The following is a 22,690-nucleotide window of genomic DNA, read 5'->3' on the forward strand; positions in this document are numbered from 1 at the left end:
CTGGCGGTGACACCGACGCTCGGCGCCACGGCCCCGCGGCACCCCCGTTTCGAGCGCCGCCATGAGGAGGCGCGCCGCGATCGCGCCCGGCCACCCCGGCCATCGAGGGGGGTGATCCCGGAGATCGCCGTGCGATCCCCCCGATCGCGGGAGAGCCCCCGGATCGCCCCCCAGCGATCCGCTCGATCGCGCGGCGATGGCCCGGTTCAGCGCTCTTCTTCGATCATCCCGCGAGCAGCGCGCGGTCGAGATCCGGGGCACGACGCTTGCTCTTCTGCGGATCCGTGGACGGAACCATCGTGCTCCCCAGCCAGGAACCGACCGAGGCGCATCGGGGTAGGATCGCCGCCGAAATGCACCCCGGCGACTTCTTGACGCTCCTCTCACCGCTCTCCGGTCCCATCGTCCCGATCGAGTCGGTCCCCGACCCGGTCTTCGCCGACAAGGTGGTCGGCGACGGCATCTCGATCGATCCGACCACCCGCACGTTGCTCGCCCCCTGCGACGCGACGGTGACCCAGCTCCACGCGGCGAAGCACGCGATCACCCTGAGCGCCGCGGGCGGCGTCGAGCTCATGATCCACGTGGGGATCGACACCGTCGGCCTGAAGGGCGAGGGCTTCACGGCGCTGGTGAGCCAGGGAGACAGGGTCTCCGCGGGCCAGGCGCTGCTCGAGTTCGACGCCGATCACATCCTCCGCAACGCGCCCAGCCTGCTCACGCAGATCATCCTCCTGAGCGGCGAGACGAGCGCGATCGTCGAGCGCGCGAGCGGCGTGGCCACGGCCGGCGCGAGCCGCCTCATGAGCGTGGGCCCCCGACGGAAGGCCGCGGACGACGCGCAGCGGGCGTCCAGCGCGGGCGAGGCCGGCGCGTCCAGGCCGCCGCCGCGGGCAACGGTCGGCGTCACGTCCGCCGTCGTCGCGGTGCCCAACCCGCACGGGCTGCACGCGCGGCCGGCCGCGGTGCTCGCCAGCGAGGCGAGGTCGTTCGCCGCCGCCATCAGCGTGGAGCTCGCCGGCCGCAACGCGAACGCGAAGAGCGTCGTCGCGCTGCTGAATCTGGGCGCAGGCCCGGGCGCCGAGCTGCGCATCGTCGCGAGCGGCAGCGAGGCGGCGCGGGCCGTGGCGCGCCTCGTCGAGCTCGTCCGCAGCGGGCTCGGCGAGGACCTCTCCGCCGCGCGCGCGACGACCGCCGCGCCCGAGCGCGCCGCCCCCGCCTCCCCTGCCCCCGCGCCGCGCGCGGCGCGCGCGACCGACGACCCGCGGCGCCTCCACGGCGTGAGCGCCGCGCCCGGCCTCGCCATCGGCCCCGTCTGCAAGATCGACCCGCTCGCCGTCGAGGTCGAGGAGCACGCGACCGACACGGAGGCGGAGCTCGCGCGCCTGCAGAAGGCGCTCTCGCACACCCGGCTCGAGCTGAAGCTGCTCGTCGCCGGGTCGGGCAAGCGCGCCGAGCAGGCCGAGATCTTCAGCGCGCACCTCACGATGCTCGACGATCCGGACGTGATCACGCGCGCCGAGGTCGCCATCGTCGAGGGCAAGTCGGCCGCGTTCGCGTGGCGCGAGGCGGTGATGTCGTCGTACAGGGAGCTCGCGGGCCAGTCGAACCCCCTGCTCGCCGCGCGCGCCAACGATCTGCGCGACGTGGGCGGCCGCGCGCTGCGGCACCTCGCCGGCGGCGACGAGGCGCAGGCCGCGCCGGCGGGCAGCGTCGTCGTCGCGGAGACCCTGACGCCCTCCGAGGTCGTGCGGCTCGCGGACCAGGGGGTCGCCGGCCTCGTCAGCGTGCTCGGCGGCACCACCTCGCACGCGGCGATCCTGGCGCGCTCGCTCGGCGTGCCGTACCTCGTCGGCGCCCCGGGGGCGCTGCTCGATGTCGAGGCGGGCGCGACGGCCGTGCTCGACGCGCTCGACGTCGACGAGGCGGCGCTGCTGCTCCGCCCGACCGACGCCGAGCTCGACGCCTACCGCGACCGGCTCGGGGCGCGCCGGGCCCTGCGCGCGCGGCAGGAGGCGGCCGCGGCGGAGCGCGCGGTGACCCGCGACGGCGTCCACGTCGCGGTGCTCGCCAACATCGCGAGCGCCGACGACGCGCGCACGGCCGTCCGGCTCGGGGCCGAGGGCGTGGGCCTGCTGCGCACCGAGCTGATGTTCTTCGATCGCGCCACCGCGCCGACCGAGGCCGAGCAGACCGCCGCTTACCAGGCGATCGCCGACGCGCTGGGCGATCGCCCGCTCACCATCCGCACGCTCGACGTCGGCGGCGACAAGCCGCTCTCGTACATGCCGCTGCCCGCCGAGGACAACCCGCTCCTCGGCATCCGCGGCCTGCGCATCGGCGCGCTCCACCCGACGATCCTCCGCAGCCAGCTCCGCGCGGTCCTCGCGACCCGGGTCCGGGGCGCGCACCGCGTCCTCTTGCCCATGGTCTCGAGCCTCGACGAGCTCCTGGAGGCGAAGCAGGTGCTCGAGGAGGAGCGCCGGCGCGCCGGGTCGCCCCCGGTGGAGCTCGGCGTGATGGTCGAGGTGCCGTCGGTCGCGATCCAGGCCGATCGGTTCGCGGCGGAGGTCGATTTCTTCTCGATCGGCACCAACGATCTCACCCAGTACACGCTGGCCATGGACCGCACCCACCCGCGGCTCGCCGGCCGGCAGGACGCGCTGCACCCCGCGGTGCTCCGGCTCATCGACGCGACCGTGCAGGCCGCGCAGAGGCGCGAGCGCCACGTGGGGATCTGCGGCGCGGTCGCGAGCGATCCCGAGGCCGTGGCCGTGCTGATCGGCCTCGGCGTGACGGAGCTCAGCGTCAGCGTCCAGGCGATGCCGGAGGTGAAGTCGAAGATCCGCGAGCTCGACGCCGCCAGGTGCCGGGAGATCGCGAAGGCCGCGCTCGATCTCGGGACCGCCGCCGAGGTGCGGGCGCTGCTCTCGCCGGGCGCGCGCCCCGGCTGAGCGTCATCCGTCATTCCGCCGCAGCATGCGGGCCGGGGGCCGTCGCCGGCGCGACGCGAGGGCCGCCCCGCCCACGGGAGAAGGAGCTTCGAATGAGAGGGTTCAACGAGCTGCAGCGCATCGGCAAGGCGCTGATGCTGCCCATCGCGGTGCTTCCGGTCGCGGGCCTGCTGCTCCGGCTGGGGCAGCCCGACGTGCTCGACGTCGCGTTCGTCGCCCAGGCCGGCGGCGCGATCTTCGACAACCTGGCGCTGATCTTCGCCGTGGGCATCGCCGTCGGCCTCGCGCACGAGCGGAACGGCGTGGCCGGGCTCTCCGGGATGATCGCCTACCTGGTGATCACGGGCGGGGTGAAGACCATCGACGACAAGATCAAGATGGGCGTCCTCGCCGGCATCCTCGCCGGCGTCCTCGCGGGGGCGATGTACAACCGCTTCCGCGACACGAAGCTGCCCGCGTTCCTGGGCTTCTTCGGCGGCAGCCGCTTCGTGCCGATCGTCACCGGCGGCGCGAGCCTCGCCCTCGCGCTCGTGCTCGGCTTCGTCTGGCCGCCCGTGCAGGCCGGCATCGACGCGATCGGCGGCTGGATCGTTGCCTCGGGGCCGATCGGCGCCTTCAGCTTCGGCGTCCTGAACCGCCTGCTCATCCCGACCGGGCTGCACCACATCCTCAACAACCTCGCCTGGTTCGTGGTCGGCTCGTTCGAGGGCGCGAAGGGCGTGGTGACCGGCGATCTGAACCGCTATTTCGCCGGCGATCCCTCGGCGGGCGCGTTCATGGCCGGCTTCTACCCGGTGATGATGTTCGGCCTGCCGGCGGCGTGCCTGGCGATCTACCGGACCGCGCGCCCGGAGAACCGCAAGGCCACCTTCGGCGTGATGTTCTCGGCCGCGCTGACCGCCTTCCTGACGGGCATCACCGAGCCGATCGAGTTCGCGTTCATGTTCCTCGCCCCGGCGCTCTACGCGGTCCACGCCGTGCTGACCGGCATCTCGCTGGCGCTGCTCGACGTGCTCGGCGTCAAGCACGGCTTCAGCTTCTCCGCCGGGTTCATCGACTACGCGCTCAACTACGGCCTCTCGACCAAGGGCTGGATGATCGTGCCGGTCGGCCTCGCCTACGCGGTCGTCTATTACGGGCTCTTCGTCGTCTGCATCGAGCGGTTCAACCTGGCCACGCCGGGCCGCGAGGCGGCGGCGACCGCGGAGGCGGCCGGGGGCGCGCCCCGCGCCGGGGCCGAGGCCGACGGCGGGCTCGCCGGGCAGCTCCTGCGGGCGCTGGGGGGCCACGCGAACATCCGCGAGCTCGACGCCTGCATCACCCGCCTGCGCCTGGTCATGGTCGACCGCGATCTCGTGAAGGACGCGGACCTGAAGGCGCTCGGCGCGAAGGGCGTCGTGCGCCCGGGCACGGACGGCCTGCAGGTGATCCTCGGCCCGATGGCCGAGTCGGTCGCGCGGGAGATGGGGGCGATGCGGGAGCCCCGGGTCGACGCGCCGGCCGCGCCGGCCGCGTCGGCGGCGGCGCCGGCCGCGTCGGGCGTGCGCAAGGCGGCGAGCGCCGCGCGCGAGGGCGCGTCGGCCGCGCTCTCGGCGCGGGTCGAGCGCTGGCTGGCGGCGCTCGGCGGCGCCGCCAACGTCGTGTCCGTGGAGGGGTTCTCGAGCGGGCGTGTGCGCGTCGAGCTCGCCGACGACGCGTCGGTCGACGAGGCGGCGCTCCAGGCGGCGAGCGTGAAGGGCGTGATGCGCCTCCCGGACCGGGTCGTCCACCTGCTGGTCGGCCCCGAGGCGCCGCGCTACGCCGCCGCGCTCGAGCAGAAGCTCAAGGGGTGATGCCGTGGATCTGGAGGGCAACATCCTCACGCCGGACGGCTGGCTCCGCGGGCGCGTGCGCTTCGGCGCGCGGGTCGAGGAGGTCGAGGGCGCGCCGATCTCCGGGCCCGCCGGAGGGCCGCGGATCCTGCCCGGCTTCATCGATCTGCACGTCCACGGCGGCGGCGGCCGGGACGTCATGGAGGGAGGCGACGCGCCCCGGGCGATGGCCCGCGCGCACGCGGCGACCGGGACCACGAGCCTGCTCGCCACCACGATGACGGCCCCCATGACGGAGATCGCCCTCGCCCTGCGCGCGATCCGGGCCGCCATGGACGCGCGCCGCCGCGGCGAGGCGCGCGTCCTCGGCGTGCACCTCGAGGGCCCGTTCCTCAACCCGGGTCGGCTGGGCGCGCAGCCCTCGTGCGTGACGAGCGGCGACCTCGACGCCGCGCGCGCGCTCCACGCCATCGCCCCGATCCGCGTGCTCACCCTCGCGCCGGAGCTACCCGGCCACCTGGAGCTCATCCGCGAGCTGTCACGCCTCGGGATACGGATCCAGGTCGGGCACACGCTGTCGAGCTACGAGGAGGTCGCGGCGGCCCTCGCGGCGGGGGCGAGCGGCTTCACCCACCTCTTCAACGCGATGAACGGGCTGCACCACCGCGAGCCCGGCGCGGTGGGGGCGGCCCTCGCTCACGGCGACTTCGCCGAGCTGATCCCGGATCTCGTCCACGTCCACCCGGGCGCCATCCGGGCCGCCCTGCGCTGCATCCCGAGGCTCTACGCCGTGACCGACGGCACCGCGGCCTCGGGGATGCCGGACGGGCCGTACCAGCTCGGCGCGCACGCGGTCACGAAGTGCCAGAACAGCGTGCGGCTCGCCGACGGGACGCTGGCGGGGAGCTGCCTGACGATGCACCAGGCCTTCAAGAACCTGGTCGGCCTCGGGCTCTCCGTGGCCGAGGCGTCGCGCCGCTGCAGCCAGTTCCCGGCCGAGCACCTCGGCCTCGCGGACCGCGGGCGCGTCGCGCCGGGCTGCTTCGCCGATCTGCTGGTCGTGGACGAGGATCTCGCCCTGCGGCGGGTCCTCGTGGAAGGAGAGCCCCTTGAGTAGCCGGACGAGCTCCATCATGGCCGAGGAGGCCCGCTCCGCCCCGGAGGTCGTGGCGCAGCAGCTCGCCCAGGACGAGCCAGCCTACCGCGCGCTCGGCGCCCGCCTGCGCGCGGCGCCACCGCCGTCGGTGGTCACGATCGCGCGCGGCAGCTCGGATCACGCCGCGGGCTACCTCGCCTACCTCGCGATGACGCAGCTCGGCTGCCCTGTCGCGAGCCTGCCGCCCTCGGTGGTGACGCTCTACCGCGCGCCGCTGCGGCTCCCGGGCGCCCTGGCGGTGGCGGTGTCGCAGTCGGGGCAGAGCCCGGACGTGGTGAACACGCTGGAGGCCTGCGGCGCCGCGGGCGCGGTGACGGCGGCCCTCGTGAACCAGCTCGGCTCGCCCCTCACCCAGGTGGCCGCGTCGACGCTCCCCCTGCGCGCCGGCCCCGAGCGCAGCGTCGCCGCCACGAAGAGCTTCATCGCCAGCCTGAGCGCCATGGCCCGGTTCGTTGCGTGCTGGAAGGAGGACGCCGCCCTGCTCGACGCGCTGCGCGCGCTGCCGGACGCCCTCTCCGCCGCGAGCGAAGGCGACGTCGGCCCGCTCGTGGGCGCGCTGGCCGGCGAGGAGCACCTGCTCGTGCTCGGGCGCGGCCCGGGCTTCTCCATCGCGCTGGAGGCGGCGCTCAAGTTCAAGGAGACGTGCGGTGTCCACGCCGAGGCGTTCACGGTCGCCGAGGTGCAGCACGGGCCGATGGCCCTCATCGACGAGCGGTTCCCCCTCCTGATCTTCGCCCCGCGCGGCCCGGCCCAGGCCGGCCTCGTCCGGGTGGCGGAGGACTTCCGGGAGCAGGGCGCGAAGGTGATCCTGGTGGGCCCTGCCGGCCTGCCGGGGGTGGATCTCGCGGTGCCCGAGTCGCCGCACGAGCTGCTCGACCCGCTCTGTCAGGTCCAGGCGTTCTATCTCGCGGCCGCTGCCCTGGCCGAGGCCAGAGGGCTGGACCCCGACGCGCCGAGACGGCTGAAGAAGGTCACGAAAACACTGTAGGAGTGCGCCATGCGAAGGCCTGTTTTCCACTTTGGGCTGCTCGCCGCGGCCCTGTTCATGGCAGGGTGCGCCGACGACGAGACACCCTCGTCCACGGGGAGCACCACGATGAGCACCAGCACGGGCGGTGACGGCGGTGGCGGCGTCGGTGGCGACGGCGGCGCCGGCGGCGACACCGGCGCTGGCGGCGATACAGGGGCTGGCGGCGACTCGGCGCAGCAGCGCCCGTCCGGCGCCGACGTCGCCGTGCGCTGGGAGGTGCTGGACAACACCAAGAACCCCGCCGTGAGCTTCGGCTCGGCGCTGACGATCACCAACCATGGTTCGGTCGCGCTCGGGAGCAGCGGCTGGACGCTCTATTTCAACTTCGTCCGCACCATCGTGCCCGAGAGCCTGCCAGCGGGGGTGAAGGTCACCCACATCAACGGCGACTTCTTCAAGATGGAGCCGACCCAGGCATTCCAGCCGGTGCAGCCGGGCGAGAGCGCGGTCATCCCCTTCGACGCGTCGTTCTGGGCCATCAAGGAGACGGACGCGCCCGCGGGCTTCTACTTCGTGTTCACGGACGAGGCGGGCGTGGCCTCCACGCCGGAGCCGGTCGGCTCCGAGACCGTCGCGCCCTTCGTGGAGGAGAAGCAGACCGACAGGTTCCCCGGCGACATCACGCCCGTCCCGACGGCGGAGTCTCGTTATGACGAGAACCAGGCCGTCCGCCTGCTCCCGGCGGCCGAGGTGGACAGGATCGTCCCCTCGCCCGTGCACCTCGAGGCAGGCGCCGGAGCGCTTGTATTGTCGTCCGCGGTGCCCATCTACCACGCTGCCGGGCTCCAGGCGGAGGCGGCGTTCCTGGCGGAGACGCTCGGGACCCTGCTCGGCGACGCGCCGGAGGTCCGCGAGGGCGCGCCGCCCGCCGGGACGGCGGCGATCTCGCTGACGACGGGCGCGATCGACGTCGGCGGCCGGCCGCGGCAGGCGGGCGACGAGGCCTACCGTCTCACGGTGACCGAGGAGGGCATTGCGATCGTGGGCAGCGACGCGGCCGGGGTCTTCTACGGGATCCAGAGCCTGCGCGCCCTCGCGCCCGTGGAGGCGTACCGGGCCGCCCAGCCGGAGATCGCGATCGACGCGGTGGCGGTGGAGGACGCCCCGCGCTTCGCGTACCGCGGCATGCACCTCGACGTCGCGCGCAACTTCCAGCGCAAGGAGGCCGTGCTGAAGCTGCTCGACCTCATGGCCTTCTACAAGCTGAACCGGTTCCATTTCCACCTCACCGACGACGAGGGGTTCCGCATCGAGGTGAGCGGCCTCCCCGAGCTCACCGAGGTCGGCGCCCGGCGCGGCCACACGCTGGACGACCGCGACCAGCTCGTGCCCTCGTTCGGCTCCGGCCCTGATCCGGAGTCGCCGAGATCGAGCGGCAACGGCCATTACACCCGCGCCGAGTTCGTCGAGATCCTTCGCCATGCCAGGGCGCGCCACATCGAGGTGATCCCCGCGATCGACATGCCGGGCCACGCCCGCGCCGCGGTCAAGGCGATGGAGGCGCGCCACGCGAGGCTCGCGGCCGAGGGCGACAAGGAGGGAGCCGAGGAGTACCTGCTCAGCGATCTCGACGACGCCTCTCGATACATGTCCGTGCAGATGTGGCACGACAACGTGATGAACCCCTGCCGGGAGTCCACCTACAGGTTCGTCGAGAAGGTCGTGGGGGATATCGTCGCGATGTACGCCGAGGCCGGCGCGACGCTCACCACCTTTCACACGGGCGGCGACGAGGTGCCGGAAGGCGTCTGGGAGCAATCCCCCGCGTGCGAGGCGCTCCTCGGTCAGGTGTCGGGCGTCGACTCGGCGGAGGACCTGGCGAGCCATTTCCTTCGCAAGGTCGGCGCGATCGTGTCGTCCCACGGCCTGGTCACCGGGGGCTGGGAGGAGATCGGCCTGGTGAAGGTGCAGGAGGGCGACGGCGTCGACAAGGAGGCGAATCCCGAGTTCCTGAGCAGCAATTTCAGGCCGTACGCGTGGAACAACGTCTGGGGCTGGGGCGACGAGGACAACGGCTACAAGCTCGCCAACGCGGGGTATCCGGTGGTCCTCTCCAACGCCACCAACCTGTATTTCGATCTCGCCTACGACAAGGACCCTGCGGAGCCCGGCTATTACTGGGCCGGGTTCGTGGACACGCGGCAGCCCTACGAGTTCGTGCCGCTCGACGTCTACCGGAGCGCCCACGCCGATCGCATGGGCAACCCGATCGATCAGGCCGAGGTGTTCCGGGATCACGTCCGGTTGACCGACGCCGGCCGGGCGAACATCCTCGGCATCCAGGGGCAGCTCTGGGGCGAGAACGCCAAGGGGCAGAAAGCGATGGAGTACCTGATCTTCCCGAAGCTGGTCAGCCTCGCGGAGCGGGCCTGGGCGCCCGACCCGGCATGGGCGGCGGAGGACGACGCCGAGGCCCGCGCGGCCCTGCTCGCCGCGGCGTGGAATCGCTTCGCCAACAGCCTCGGGCAGCGCGAGCTCCCGCGGCTCGACCGCCTGAGCGGCGGCGTGGACTACCGGCTTCCGCTGCCGGGCGCGCGCCTCGAGGGCGGCCAGCTCATGGCCAACGTCGCGTTCCCCGGGCTCGAGATCCGCTACACGACCGACGGCGCCGAGCCCGACGCCGCCTCGCCGGTCTACAGCGGCCCGGTGGCGGTGAGCGGCGTCGTGAAGCTCAGGACGTTCGACACGCGCGGCCGCGGCAGCCGCACCTCGGTGCTCGATCCGGGCGCGTCGGGCGAGGCGGGTGGACGCCGCGCGGCGCGGTGAGGGGCTGGTCGAGGATCGCGGCGCGGCGGGGGGCCTTCGTGGCCGTCGTCGCGCTGCTCCCCGGCTTGCCTGGCTGTTACATCGATCTCGACGGCCTGAGCGGCGGGGCCGAGGACGGCTCCAGCACGGGCTCGGGCACAGGCACGGGCAGCCCCGCCCCCGGCGACCCGGAGGGCTGCGCTCCCGGGGATTGCAGCGTCCAGTGTGTCGTCGCCGGGCCCGAGGCGGCGGGCGCGCCGGCCGCGATCGCCGCCGTGGGGCCCCACGTGGTGTGGACCAGCCGCGCGGCCGATCGCGTCCGCCGCCTCGATCCCGCGACCGACGCGGTGGAGGACCTCGTGCCGTTCACCCCGCGGCCGGGCCTGCTCACGGCCGCCGAGGGGCTCGTCGTCTGGGTCGCCGACGACGGGCTCTGGTGGTGCCCGGCCGCCGGTTGCCCGGCGGGCGCGACCTCGCTCCTCGCCTTCGGTCCTGCCGACGCCGAGGCCGTGCGCGGCCTGGCGACGGACGGCCGGCACGTGTACTGGACGCGCGACGAGGAGAGCGGCACCGCCGGCGAGCTGCTGCGCTGCCCCGTCGCCGGGGGCTGCGGCGCGGCGCCGGAGCTGCTCGCGCCGAGCCAGTCCCACCCGCGCGGGGTGGCGGTCGCCCCGGGCGACGCGGGCGACGTCGTCTGGGTCCAGCGCGGCACGGGCGCCGCCTTCGGCAAGCTGCTCCGCCTGGACAAGGGCGCGACGTCGGCCGTCATGCCCGCGCAGATCGCGGTGCTGCTCGACTATCCGGACCGGGTCGCGCTCGGCGCCGGCGAGGTGCTCTGGACCTGGGCCGACCCGGGCGGCGCGGCGGGCGGCGTCTCCCGCTGCGACCTCGCGGCGTCGTGCGCCGCGGAGGCGCTCGCGCCGCAGACCGAGCCGGCGCGGCCGCTGCGCGAGCCCGCGGCGCTCGCGATCGACGGCGCGGACGCGTACTGGGTGAACCGCGGCGGGGGCACGCTCATGCGCTGTCCGACCGCCGGATGCCCCGGCTACCCCGAGGTGCTCGCCGAGGGCCTCACGCGCCCCTCGGCCGTGGCGGTGCAGGGCGCCTGCGTCTACGCGGTCGACGAGGCCGGCGGCGGCCGCGTGGTGCGCGCCCCGCGGTGAGAGGGCGTCGCCGGGGGACGGGGGCGCGGTGCCGAGCCGTCGCCGCCGGCGAGCTGCCGCGTGACCAGCCGGCGATAGAGCCCCTCCTCGGCGAGGAGCGCCGCGTGCGCGCCGCTCTGCACGATCGTGCCTCCATCGATGACCAGCACCCGATCGGCGCCCATCACCGTGGAGAGGCGGTGAGCGATGATCAGCGTCGTGCGCCCCTTCATCAGCGCGTCGAGCGCCCCCTGCACGAGGTGCTCGCTCTCGGCGTCGAGCGCGCTCGTCGCCTCGTCGAGCACGAGGATCCGGGGGTCCTTGAGCATGGCGCGGGCGATGGCCACGCGTTGCTTCTGCCCGCCGGAGAGCTGCACCCCGCGCTCGCCGACGAGCGTCCGGTACCCCGCCGGGAACCGCGCGATGAAATCGTGGGCGTTCGCCGCGCGCGCGGCCGCCTCGACCTGCTCGTCCGAGGCGCCCTCTCGGCCATAACGGATGTTGTCGGCGATGCTCGCGGCGAAGAGCAGCGGCTCCTGCGCGACGAGCCCGATCTGCCGGCGGAGCCACGCCGGCGAGAGCTCGCGGAGGTCGCGCCCATCGAGGAGGATACGGCCCTCGTCCGGGTCATAGAACCGCAGGAGCAGCGCGGCGATCGTCGATTTGCCCGCGCCGGACGGCCCGACGAGGGCGATGACCTCCCCGGGCCGCGCGGAGAGGTCGATGTCCTTGAGCACCGGCGCGTCCCTGCGGCTCGGGTAGCTGAACCGCACGCGCTGGAGCTCCAGGCGCCCCTCGACGGCGAGCGGCTCGACGCCGCCCGCGTCCGCCATGGCCGGCTCGCGATCGAGGAGGTCGAAGATGCGCTCGGCGGCGCCCGCGGCCTTCATGAGCTGGGCCCAGAGGTCGCTCAGGCCGCCGAGCGCGAAGGCGACGAGGACCGTGTAGACGAGAAACGAGGTGAGCCCGCCGAGCGTCAAACGCCCGTCGACGACGAGGTGACCGCCGTACCAGAGCACGAGCGCCGCGGCGGCGTAGCCGGCGAAGTTCACGAGCCCCATGAAGCCCGCCGAGGCGCGGATGCGCGCCCGGGCGACCTCGAGCGACGCGCCGATGCGGCCGGCGTAGCGATCCACCTCGCGCCGCTCGGCGGCGAAGGCGCGGACGGTGCGGATGCCCGAGAGCGCCTCCTCCGCGGCCTCGCTGGCCCGAGCGAGGGAGTCCTGGACGGCGCGGGAGAGCTCGCGGACGTGGCGCCCATAGGACACCGAGCCGAGCGCCACGAGCGGCACCACGGTGAGCATGAGGAGGGTGAGCCGCGGGGACGTGATCAGGAGGAATGCGACGCCGCCGATCACGGACGCGGCGCACCGGACCGCCATCGAGACGTTCACGCTGACCGCGCCCTGGAGGACCATCGTGTCCGACGCGAGGCGGCTCGTGAGCTCGCCTGTCCTGTGATCGTCGAAGAACGCCACCTCCTGCCGGAGGAAGTGCGCGAAGAGCTGCGCCCGCAGCCGGGCGACGATCCGCTCGCCTGCCGTCGAGAAGAGGACGTGGTGCAGGGCGGCGGCCGCGGTCTGGATCGCGACGAGGACCACGAGCCAGAGGGCCGCGCGGTCGACCGCCTCGACGCTGCTGCCCGGCGTGAGGGCGTCGTCGAGGATCACGCGGATCGCCTGGGGGAGCAGGAGGCCCATCGCGCTCCCGATGCCCAGGAACAGGGCGCCGAGCGCGAGGTCGCCGAGCTCGGGGCGGGCGAGGCGGAGGAGGCGTCGGAGGTGCGTCGGGCCGGGGCGCCCCTTGGCAGGACTCTGCATGACGAGCGCGAACGTAGCAATCGCCGTGCGCGCCGGCGCCTCGCGGACAGCGCACGTCGGACGGCCGGTGTCCTGTCGCCGGCGCCCTGGATCCCGCGGCGTGGGCCCCCTCTCGGGCGCAGGGAGGCAGGCCGCGCCCCGACCCGCTGGTGCGGGCGCATGACAGGTGACACGCGCCGGTTACAGCTCACCTGACACGGCCCCGTGACAGCGCTCCGCCGCGGCGATGAGCGCTGGCGGCCCGGCGAGGATCCGAGGGCCACGCTGCAGCGGTTTCCCCTGGGCCGCGCATCGACGCGCCGTGATGAGGAGCGCCCTCTCCACGCCTGGTCCAGCGGTTGCAAACGCCCCGAGCGAGGCGCGCGGTGAGTCGCGCGCTTCGATGGACCACGAAACAGGAGAATTGAACATGGCCGCCATGGATAATGCGATGCTCGATGTGATGATCACCAGCGTGAAGACGAACGCGCCCGAGCCTCAGCTGGAGGAGGAGGGGGGCAATCACGCCTACTCGTACTTCACCGGGACGTGTGGGCGCGTCTGCACGGCGCTGACGCACTTCGCCTGCTGCCTCTCCGGCTGATCCTCGACGCGACCGGGTCGGCCGGCGGGACTGCTCTCGCGGCCGCCCGGCGCTCTTTGCCCTGCGCTCTTTGCCCTGCGCTCACCGCCCGTGGCGCGGCCCATGGCTGAACCGAACGGAGGCCCTCGATGACACCGACGACGACCGAGTTTCTCGCCGCCCAGAGGAGCGGTGGATTGCCGGATCTCCTGATGGCGTTCTTCGGCAGCCTCGAAGGCTCCGCCGGGGTCGACGACACCTCCACGCGCGGCCCGTTCGACGGGCTCTACGAGGTGTACGCCGCCGCCGGCGCGCGGGCCGTGATCCCGCGCGAGCTCCAGACAGCGGCGTCGCTGTCGAACGCTCGATCCGCCCTGCTCAGGCTCTTCCGGCTCACGTGCGACAGGATCCTCCTCCAGCGATTGAATCTCGCGCGCGACCGCGGCCTGCTCGCCGGCGAATGCGAGCGCGCGAGGCGGCGCTCTTTCCTCGATCGCGTGCTCGCCCAGCGGCTCCTCGCGCCGCTGCTCGCCGGCCACCCGGTGGCCGCCGCGAGCTTGATCGGGGGCGTCTCGCGCCTGCGGGCGAGCGTCCATTCCTGCGTGGACGACCTGCATGCGTTGCGCAAGACGCCTGCGCAGGTGACCGCGATCGAGCTCCTGGACGACGATGGTCATTCCTGGCGCGCGCAGCACGTCAAGCTGAGCTTCGGAGAGGACGAGCGCTGGATCCTGAAGCACCGCTCCTCGGCCTGCGACCGCGTGGTCCTCGAGCGCATGGGCGAGCTCGTGCCGGACTTTCCGGTCCGGGCAGAGGACATGTTCGTCGACGTGAGCGCGGACAGGCATTTCGTCCGATTCCTCCGGGAAGACCCGGGGTGGGCGCCGCCGGACCCGCGAGCCCTGGGCGCGCTGCTCGCGCTGAGCCAGCGCGTCGGGATCGCCGATCTGCACAAGGACAACGTGCTGCGGGTGGCGGGGCAGCTCGTCCCCATCGACAACGAGGTGATCGGCTCGCTGCAGCTCGACGAGCGCTTCGCGTGTCGCGCGGTGCGGAGCCCGTCGATCGACGAGAGCCTCCTCTTGCCGTTCGGAGCGCAGCAGCGGCGCGTGCTCGCCGGGATGCTCCGCGGCACGGCGCTGTCCGCGCTGGAGCTCCGCCGCACGGTCTGGAGAAGCGCCGACGGCGATCGCCCCGAGCTGGTCGAGGAGGAGCCGCCCGCGCCGGAGCCGGCGCCGATCTCGCCGGCGTGGCTGCGGGCGCTGGAGGCGCATTACGAGCGGGCGGCTCGGCAGCTCTCGGCGGATCGGGCGCGGCTGCGGGATCAGATCGCGACCGGCCTCCGTGGCAGCAAGTGTCGGGTCGTCCTCCGCGCGACGAGCTCCTATGGCCAGCTCCTCGATTACGCGTGGTCCGGCGGAGCCGTCTCGAGCGCCTACCTCCATGCGAAGCTGCGGAGGAGCGCGCCCCATTTCCCGCTCGGGATCCTGAGGTCCGAGGTGCGCGCGCTCGGTCTGGGCCTGTTCCCGGCGTTCTACCAGCCGTTCGAGGGCTCGACCCTGGAGGACGCGTCCGGCCGCCCCGTGGCGACGCTCACGCCGCCGCGGGCCCGCGTCGATCAAGGCGTGATGGGGCTCGGGGAGGCCGCGATCCCGAGGAGCGTGCTCCTCCTGCGCGACGGCGTCGCCGCGATGTTCCCGGCGAGCGCCGAGGCGCTCGTCGACGAGCGCCCTGTCGCGCCCACCGCGGGCGAGGCCGCGGCGTGGATCTCGGGGATCCTCGACGGCGTGGAGGAGAGCGAGGGCGTCGCGCGAGCGCACGCCGTGAGGGAGTGTCAGGACGGCGCCTGGCTCGCGGACGGCGCAGGCGCGGATCTGTACGAGGGCAGCTCCGGCGTCATGCATGCCTGGACGCGGGGCGCCGTCGAGCGACGGAATCGCGCCTGGGGCGGGCTGCGCAAGCTGGCTCGGGTGTCGCTCGTCGCCCTCGCCGCGGGCGAGAAGGGCCCTTACCTGATGGGCACCGGGAGGGGCTTGTTCACGGGCCCCGCCGGGGTCGCGCTGGTGTGCGCCGCGCAGGACTGTGCGGCGCTCAAGGAGCTCGCCGCGGCGCTCGCCGATCTCTCGTGCCGCGCGGCCGAGGGGCTCGAGATGGGCGACGTCATCGACGGCGCGCTGGGCGTGGGGCTCGGCCTTGTCACGTTGAAGGAGATGCAGATTCCACTCCCGCGGTCGGCCTCGCGCGTCGCGAACCGGATCGTCGAGGACCTGTCCTGCGACGACCTCGACGCGATGCTCCGCCGGCGGAGGTTCGTGGGGCTGGCCCACGGGGTCGCGGGCGATCTCCTGATTGGCCATCGCCTGGCGAGATCGCTCGGCTCGTCGGCGCTCGCGGGGCGAATGCAGCGCATCGCCGAGGCGCTCTCGGCGGAGATCCTCCAGGACAGGCGCTTCATCGAGGAGCACGCGAGCCGCAGCGGGGCGGAGCTGCTGCCGACGGGGTGGTGTCACGGCATCTCGGGGATCCTGAGCGCGATCGCCGTCATCGGCCGGGAGCACCCGACCCTGACGAGGCTCGTCGACGAGATCGCGCGCGCGCTGGGGCCCGCGGACCTGCGCAGCGACAACCTGAGCCTGTGCCACGGGATGACCGGCGAGCTCCTCTGCTTCAGCGTCGCGGCCGAGATGACCGGGAGCAGCGCGGCCGGGGCGCTGCGCGCGCGGATCGCGCGCGCCATCGAGGCCACGTCGAGGGTGCGCGCTGGCAGCCTCCCCGGGGCGACGCCCGTGGGCTACATGACCGGGCTCGCGGGCATCCAGGAGGGTCTGCGGGCCGCCGGCACGCGCGACGGCTGGCGCTCGACGCTGCTGGCGAGGCTGTACGGGGTGGGCCCCGCGTGAACGCGCGAGCGCTGGCGCCTTTGCGTTTGGAGTGAACGCGGCCCCCTCGATGCATGGATGAGTTGCTGATACAGCGTCACTTTTCCAGGAGGGGTGCGGATCGCGTAAGGTTCTCCATGTCAACCGACGCGTGCAGCGTGGCTGGACGGTGGGACGGCCACCGCGAGGAGGTTGACTTTCGGATCCCGTTTGGATTTCCTGGCCCCCTGGTACCGACAAGCTCTCGTCGTCGGCACCGGCTGGCCGTTTGAAGGCCTTTGCCGCCTGGAGGTGGCCGCCCGCATGCCTGACAGCGCTCTCACCGCCGTTGTCGATGACAGGATCTGGGCCCTGGACCGCCCCGTGTGGTTCAGCGGGGTACGGCTGCGCGCCCGCACCACGGTCGTACGCCTCGACGACGGCAGTTTACTCCTCCACACTCCGGCTCCTCCCACCGACGCGCTGGCAGAGCAGCTACGAGCCCTGGGCCCGGTGCGCTGGCTGGTGGTACCCAACTGCTGGCATCATCTCGGGACGCCCGCGGCGGCGGCCCGTTTCCCTGAGGCGCGGGTGGTGGGACCGGCGTCGGCGCTGAGCAGGAACAAGGCTTTGAGGCTCCACGTGGATATCCACGACGCCCGGTTCAGCGAGCAGGTTCCCGAATTCGAGGCCTTGCCACTTCTGGGCGTGCCGTTCTGGGACGAGACGGTGCTCTACCATCGGCCAACGCAGACCCTGCTGGGCGCAGACATCGTCCTTTGCGCTGGCGCCGAGGATCACTGGACTTTCCGTTGTGCCGCGCGCATTACCGGCTGCTACGAGCGGGTGCGCGTACCTCCCGACGCCAGAAACAAGATTCCGGACAAGACCGCGGCCGCGCGCTCCATCCGCGCGATGCTGGAGCGACCGGCCCAGCGTCTCATCGTGGGGCATGCCGACGTCATCAAAGAAGGTTGCCTCGACCGCCTCGCACAAGCCTGGCGACTGGAGGGCGTGGAGGTGTAACTCGACGCGCGCCTCCTCCGGTGCAGTGGCTCGCCGCAAGGACCCGTTCGCTGCCGTCGGGCTCGCCGGCGTGACGGCGCTCGAGGCCATGCGCTGCCTCATCGTTGGTGCTAGCGATGAAATTTTTCAACGACGGCGGCAGCTTCGATAAGCTGCGCTCCACAATCGCGGTGGAGTACGCGATCGTGCTATGCGTAGCAGATGCTCGTACACCGCCTGAAATTCTCTTCTTCCGCCGTCCTCACGTGTGTGGTGCTGCTCGTCGCAGCGTGCAGTGACGGCGCCGACTCGCCGGGCACGACGACGGGGACCACGACGGGGACCACGAGCGGCAGCGGGACAGCGTCGGGTGGCGGCTCGCCCGGCAGTTCCGGCTCGAGCGCAACCAGCGGGGGCGCGGCCGGCGGGGGCGCCGGCGGAGCGGGCTCGGGTGGCATGGACGGCGTATCCGACGGTGGCGGAGGTACCGGGGGCAACGGAGGTGCAGGGGGCAGCGCTGGCGCGGGCGGCGGCCCGGCATTCCAGCCCTGCCCGGCGAGCGGCCCCTGTAAGATCATGCCCTTCGGCGATTCAATCACGCAGGGTTTCAACGTCGCCGGCGGCTACCGCGCCCCGCTGTTCCACCTCGCGCTCGAAGCGGACCGCGACATCACCTTCGTCGGTTCCGCCAGTGATTACAGCGTGCCCATGGTGGACGGAGTGACGTTCCCGAGGAACCACGAGGGTCACGGCGGCTGGACGATCGAGGGCAACAACGGCATCGCGCAGCTCGTGGGCACCAGCATTCCGAATTACCAGCCCAACATCATTACGTTGATGATCGGAACGAACGACATCAACGGTAACATCAACCTTGCGGACGCACCGAATCGCCTGGGCAAGCTGCTCGACTCGATTTTCATGCGTGATCCGAACATCCTCGTGGTGCTCGCGCAGATCGTGCCGACGAGAACGGACGCCACGAACAACGCCATCATGGCCTACAACGCGGCCATGCCCGACCTGGTTTCGACGCGCGTCAGCATGGGGCAGCACATCGTGCTGGTGGACATGTACACAGCGTTCACCAACGACACGAACTACAGGCAGACCCTCCTCGGCGACAATCTCCACCCGAACCAGGCAGGGTATAACCGCATGGCCGATGTTTGGTTCGAGGCGTTGAGTCCGTACCTCCGCTGAAATCGAAAGGCGGACGCAGCCGCTCACACCCAATCTGGCAGCCGACGGACGCCCCTCCCTCACGGCTCCGGGAACCGGAGCGTCTCGACGGCGACGCCATCCTCCGCCGACACGGTGCTGCCGTCATGGTTCCAGCTCATGCCGCCCTTCCCTGGCGGGCCGAGCTCGTAGCCGACGCCCTCGAGCGTGAGCTGGTCCTCATCGAGATAGGCGATGCCGATCGAGTCGCCCCCGCGCCCGGGGCCGCCGTAGCCGCCCGTGCCGCCGTAGCCGCCCTTGCCGCCGGCGCAGGCCCACCTGCCGTCGCTCAGGGCGGCTCCCGGCCCACCCCGGCCGGGTTTGCCGCCTCGCTCCGGCGGTCCGCCATCGCCGCCCTGCCCCCCGTCGAGCGTCATGATCACCGTGTCGCGCACCGTCAGCTCGGCGTGGAGCGCGACGATCCCGATGCTCGGGCGCCCGTTGCCGCCCCCTCGGCCGCCCCTGCCGCCGCAGCCCCCCGCGCCTCCGGCGCCGCCGCTGGCGCCGCCCAGCGTGGCCACGCCGCACGCGGCGAGACCGCCTCGCAGGCCGCCGCCCCCGCCGCCGCCTTGGCCCGGCATGCCCCTGCTGCCATCGGCTGCCCTGTCGCCCTCCCATCCCATCTCGGTGATGCGCCCGATCCCCTCGCCGGCCGCGCCGACCGTCCCGAAAGCGCCAGAGATTCCCTCGGATCCGCCATGACATCCGCTGCCCTCGCGGTCCCCGTGGCCACCGCGCCCCGAGCTCGTGGGGTTCGGCATCGGAGCGGGCGCGCCGGCGCCACCGTCCTCGCCGCTGTCCGGGAGCCCGTCACCGCCCTTGCCGCCGGTGCTTGAAGCGCCGTCGCCGCAGAGGTTCATCACCGCCGCCCCCCCGGCGACGGTCGCGGCAGAGCACCCGTCACCACCGAAGTGACCATCCGGGCCGTCCTCTCCTCGCTCCGGCCAAGGCCACTCCTCCCCGTGGCCGCCTCCCCACCCGTAGGACGTCATGACCTCGCTCTGGAGGATCTCCACCACCGTGCTGGACCGGACGAGCACCGAGATCGGGCCGTTCGACCGCATGCGCATGTACGCGATCGTCGATACCCCGTCGGCGGCCCCCGTGTCGCTCGAGCCCGCCGGCTCGACGATCACCACAGGGTCGGAGTTCGTTATCACCTGGAGCGTGGACACCTTGTTGTAGGGGTCGCGCCCCCAGCGCCAGCAGTTCCAGCCTCCGTGAAGATCGACGCCGGCGGGCAGCCTCACGTTGCCCTCGAAACCGTCGCTGCAGACGAACACGCGCCCTCGTCCTTCGCGTGCGATATCGATGGCTCGCTGCACGGAGAAGACCGGCTTCGCCTTCGTGCCGGGGTTCTCGTCGTCGCCGCCGCCGGCGAGCCCGGCGACGAACACGCCGCAGCCGTCATCGAGGATATCGGCGGCCAGGTGCTCGAGGCAGACGGACTCCGGTGGTGGCTCGTTCTGGCACGAGCCGTCTCCGCAAGGGGCTTCGCCAGGACCGTCCAGCTCGGGCGCAGTCCCGCAGCCGATCGTCCACGGCGACGAGATGAGAAACAGGGCGGCGGCGGTGGTTCTCCTCATCCGTGTCTCCTGACGGCTGCGCCTGGCAGGGCGTCGTTCATTGCGGCGGTTCCGGGTCCGGCGAATCGAACCGATACCAGAAGCTCGCGCGTCCCGGTTCCCCCCGTCCCTCCTCGTCACCCAGGGCTGCATTGCCTGCGAGACCGCCCCCACCGGCCTTTCCCGGGGTGACGAAGGCGTCCAGGGCAATGGTCACGGTGGCGCCCACCGACGCAATGCCGAACGAGGAGCCACCGAGGCCGCCGCCGGCGTCCCCGCCGCGGCCGCCATCGCCGCCTGGCGCACCGTCGCACCCGCGCCACGCGTTGCCGGCAAACCGAGGCTTCCCGCCTCGGCCGATGTAGCCGCCCAGGCCCCCGGGTTGGCCCGTTCCCCCGACACCGCCGTGACCACCGTTGCCGGCGATGACCTCGCTGGCCTCGACCGTCAGGACGCTCCCCTGCAAGGCAACGATTCCGATGCTCGCGCCGCCGTAACCGCCGCCTTTGCCTCCCCGGCCACCGCAGCCGCCGCTCCCTCCGGAGCCGCCGGCCGCGCCGCCCTGGGGGCGACCGGCCGGGCACGCGGTCATGGGTTCAGGCGACTTGCTGCCCCCACCGCCGCCTCCTCCCTGCCCGACGCCGCCCCTCTTCCCGTCCTCACCCCGCACGCCTGTCCATCCGTCGACGCCGAGGGAACCTGCGCCCGCCGCTCCGGCAGCCCTGCCGCCGTCAGCCCCCGCCGCGCCGTCTTCCCCCGCCGTGCACATCCCGCTGCCGGCGCCGGTCCCTCCGAGCCCCTCGTGCGCCGGATTCAGCGCAGGCTCCGGCTGTCCTGCGGCGCCATCTCCGCCTGAATCGATGCCGCCATGCCCACCGTGGCCGCTCGTGGACTCGATGCCCTGATCGCAAAGGGTCACGACCGGGAGCGCTCCCCTCACCACATCGGCGGTGCAAGCATCCGCGCCGTCGTTCCCGACCACACCGTCGTTTGCGCGGTCGCTCGGCGCGTCCTCTCCCGGCTCCCCGTCCTTGCCATGGCCCGGGGCGACCTCGCTCGCCACCACCTTCGCCGTGGCCCCCGGGCTCAAGATCATCGCGATCGACGACTTGCCATCGGCCGCGGACGCATCCGCCGCCACGACGCGTACGCCGAAGATCGTCGACGTTCCCTCTCCCTGGATCACCCGCAGCGGGATCCCCGCCGGCGGCGCGATGGTGGTCAATCGATCCGGCCCGCCGAACGCCCCGCCGTACGACGACCCATCACCGCCGTCGCACAGACGCCCGCCCCAGAGGTCGACCCCCGAGGGCAGCGCGATCGCCTCCTCGAACGCCCCTCCGCAAGCGTACACGCGCCGGGTCGGCGCCTCGCCGTCACCCCGTCCGCCCGCGGCGAGCCCGATCGCGTGTCGCAACGTCCTCACCGGCGCGTCCCGCGTGCCCGGGTCCCTGTCGTCGCCCTGCTCGCTGACGAACACCCCGCACTTGTCGAGCGCTGGCGCCGTACCGGGCTCTCCCTCGCACGGGTCGCGCGGAGGCTCCGGTGCGGGTGAACACGCCACGATGTCCCAGCAATCCTCGGAGTAGGAAGCGCAGGCTGTCAGCGCGCTGGCTCCCCACGCGCAGGCCGCGAGAGCGACGGCTGACATCAGCCCGCCGCGGCCTGCCACTGAACCCATCCCCGCGGCTCCCGGTGTGCTCACCACAGCCCCTCGATCCGTGCGCCGAGCTCGCCCCCGCTCGCGACCGGCGAGACATGGACCCGCTCCCGGGCCGGCGTGCCCCCCAGGAACGACAGATCCACGAAGAAGGACGCGGCGGTCACCGCGCCGACCACGCCGCCCGCGATGACCGTCGCCACGCCCGCGCGGCCGGACAGGTTGCGCGCATCGCGCAGGCGCCGCAGCTCGCCACACGGTGAATTCCGGGGCGCTTGCCAGCACATCGACGGGCTCGCGGCCGGCTCGCTCAGGAGCCGGTCACGCCGGGCGCTCAGGTCATCGTCGATCTTGCCAGCCCGGATCATCAGGAGCGTGCCCGCGGAGATCCCGGCCGTCGTGACGGCGATCCCCGTGATCCGCAGCGCTCCTGGCCAGGAATCCCACGGGCTGGCGGCCCGCGCTGGCCTGGCGGCGGCAGCCCCCGTCGGTGTTTGCCTCGGTGTCGCCGGCGCCTCCTTGACGCCGCTCACGGCCGCGCGCGGGAGTTGCATCGATATCTCGTGCTCCACGCCCGCCACGGCGCTGATCGAATGGAGAGCCTCCTCGCGGCCCGGCGCCCGGGCCCGCACCAGGTGCCGTCCAGGCTCCAGGAACACCTTGTAGCTCCGCGCGGCCTGGGCGACGGGCTTGCCGTCGATGAGCACCTCGGCGTCCGGCGGATCGACGGACAGCAGGAGCGTCCCGACATAAAACGCCGCCTTGACCTGTCCTACCTCGAAGCGCCGCTGGAGCTGGATCGGCAGCACCTCGCGGCGCTCGAGGCTCTGGGTCAGGTGCTCTGCCGCGTCACGGTACCTGCGAAGCGCGAGCTCGCACAGGCCGATCTCGCCAGCGAGCTCCGCGCGCCCTGCCACCGGACTGGACGCAGCGTCGGTCGCCTCCAAGGCTGCCTTGTAGGCTTCGTAGGCCTCGGTCCACCGCCCCGCAGCGCGAGCTTTCTGACCGCGGCGGACGAGATCCTTCACCGGCGAACCCTCGCTCCGCCGTGACGTCGCCTGGCCAGCCTGAGCGCTTGCCGAGCTCGCAAGGCCGGCAGTGGCCCCAAGCATCAAGCAAATCAACAGCGGTTGTGCGACGCCGCGCATTCACGGACGGTAC

The 22,690-nt window shown here is 73.0% G+C and carries 14 protein-coding genes; 10 read left to right on the forward strand and 4 right to left on the reverse strand.

Translation table 11 applies throughout. From position 1 onward, the window contains the following. The first annotated feature begins 353 nt into the window (after positions 1–353). The 6 genes from ptsP to WME76_RS24475 all read left to right on the forward strand — a co-directional run bounded on the left by ptsP (position 354) and on the right by WME76_RS24475 (position 10,859). A complete protein-coding gene (gene ptsP / locus WME76_RS24450; RefSeq protein ID WP_437954691.1) occupies positions 354–2,954 on the forward strand; it encodes a phosphoenolpyruvate--protein phosphotransferase in 2,601 nt (866 codons plus the stop codon). Positions 2,955–3,046: 92 nt separating this feature from the next. After that, entirely contained in the window at positions 3,047–4,786 is a 1,740-nt protein-coding gene (gene nagE, locus WME76_RS24455) for an N-acetylglucosamine-specific PTS transporter subunit IIBC (RefSeq protein ID WP_437954692.1), read from the forward strand. Positions 4,787–4,790: 4 nt separating this feature from the next. Beyond that, positions 4,791–5,882, forward strand: coding sequence for an N-acetylglucosamine-6-phosphate deacetylase (gene nagA, locus WME76_RS24460; protein ID WP_437954693.1), 1,092 nt, complete (start codon positions 4,791–4,793; stop codon positions 5,880–5,882). Positions 5,883–5,898: 16 nt separating this feature from the next. Next, entirely contained in the window at positions 5,899–6,909 is a 1,011-nt protein-coding gene (locus tag WME76_RS24465) for an SIS domain-containing protein (RefSeq protein WP_437962156.1), read from the forward strand. Between the two features lie 9 nt (positions 6,910–6,918). Continuing rightward, on the forward strand, positions 6,919–9,717 hold the full coding sequence (locus WME76_RS24470) for a family 20 glycosylhydrolase (RefSeq protein WP_437954694.1): 2,799 nt from the start codon (positions 6,919–6,921) through the stop codon (positions 9,715–9,717). 38 nt (positions 9,718–9,755) lie between these two features. After that, positions 9,756–10,859 (forward strand): hypothetical protein, encoded by a 1,104-nt coding sequence (locus tag WME76_RS24475; protein WP_437954695.1) that lies wholly within the window; start codon positions 9,756–9,758, stop codon positions 10,857–10,859. Here WME76_RS24475 and WME76_RS24480 read toward each other — a convergent pair. Next, positions 10,808–12,658 (reverse strand): ABC transporter ATP-binding protein, encoded by a 1,851-nt coding sequence (locus WME76_RS24480; protein WP_437954696.1) that lies wholly within the window; start codon positions 12,656–12,658, stop codon positions 10,808–10,810. The genes WME76_RS24475 and WME76_RS24480 overlap by 52 nt on opposite strands. A 409-nt stretch (positions 12,659–13,067) precedes the next feature. Here WME76_RS24480 and WME76_RS24485 point away from each other — a divergent pair, with 409 nt between their 5' ends. From WME76_RS24485 to WME76_RS24500, 4 genes are all read left to right on the forward strand, one after another. Further along, positions 13,068–13,241 carry a hypothetical protein gene (locus WME76_RS24485; RefSeq protein ID WP_437954697.1) on the forward strand — a complete coding sequence of 58 codons (174 nt, stop codon included), beginning with the start codon at positions 13,068–13,070 and terminating at the stop codon, positions 13,239–13,241. Between the two features lie 128 nt (positions 13,242–13,369). Then, complete coding sequence (locus tag WME76_RS24490) at positions 13,370–16,120, forward strand: lanthionine synthetase LanC family protein (protein ID WP_437954698.1); 2,751 nt, start codon at positions 13,370–13,372, stop codon at positions 16,118–16,120. A 189-nt stretch (positions 16,121–16,309) separates the two neighbouring features. Further along, on the forward strand, positions 16,310–17,104 hold the full coding sequence (locus WME76_RS24495) for a DUF4336 domain-containing protein (RefSeq protein WP_437954699.1): 795 nt from the start codon (positions 16,310–16,312) through the stop codon (positions 17,102–17,104). Positions 17,105–17,305: 201 nt separating this feature from the next. Then, positions 17,306–18,286 carry an SGNH/GDSL hydrolase family protein gene (locus WME76_RS24500; RefSeq protein ID WP_437954700.1) on the forward strand — a complete coding sequence of 327 codons (981 nt, stop codon included), beginning with the start codon at positions 17,306–17,308 and terminating at the stop codon, positions 18,284–18,286. 59 nt (positions 18,287–18,345) lie between these two features. Here WME76_RS24500 and WME76_RS24505 read toward each other — a convergent pair whose 3' ends face one another. The 3 genes from WME76_RS24505 to WME76_RS24515 are packed head-to-tail and all read right to left on the reverse strand — an operon-like array spanning position 18,346 to position 22,557. Continuing rightward, positions 18,346–19,890: a hypothetical protein gene (locus WME76_RS24505; protein WP_437954701.1), complete on the reverse strand. Its 1,545-nt coding sequence runs from the start codon at positions 19,888–19,890 to the stop codon at positions 18,346–18,348. Between the two features lie 37 nt (positions 19,891–19,927). Continuing rightward, positions 19,928–21,550 carry a hypothetical protein gene (locus WME76_RS24510; RefSeq protein ID WP_437954702.1) on the reverse strand — a complete coding sequence of 541 codons (1,623 nt, stop codon included), beginning with the start codon at positions 21,548–21,550 and terminating at the stop codon, positions 19,928–19,930. Between the two features lie 20 nt (positions 21,551–21,570). Further along, complete coding sequence (locus WME76_RS24515) at positions 21,571–22,557, reverse strand: PEGA domain-containing protein (protein WP_437954703.1); 987 nt, start codon at positions 22,555–22,557, stop codon at positions 21,571–21,573. Between the last annotated feature and the right edge of the window lie 133 nt (positions 22,558–22,690).

Origin of the sequence: Sorangium sp. So ce119, from assembly GCF_051524405.1 — a bacterium.
In the GTDB taxonomy this organism is placed as follows: Bacteria; Myxococcota_A; Polyangia; order Polyangiales; family Polyangiaceae; genus Sorangium; species Sorangium cellulosum_G.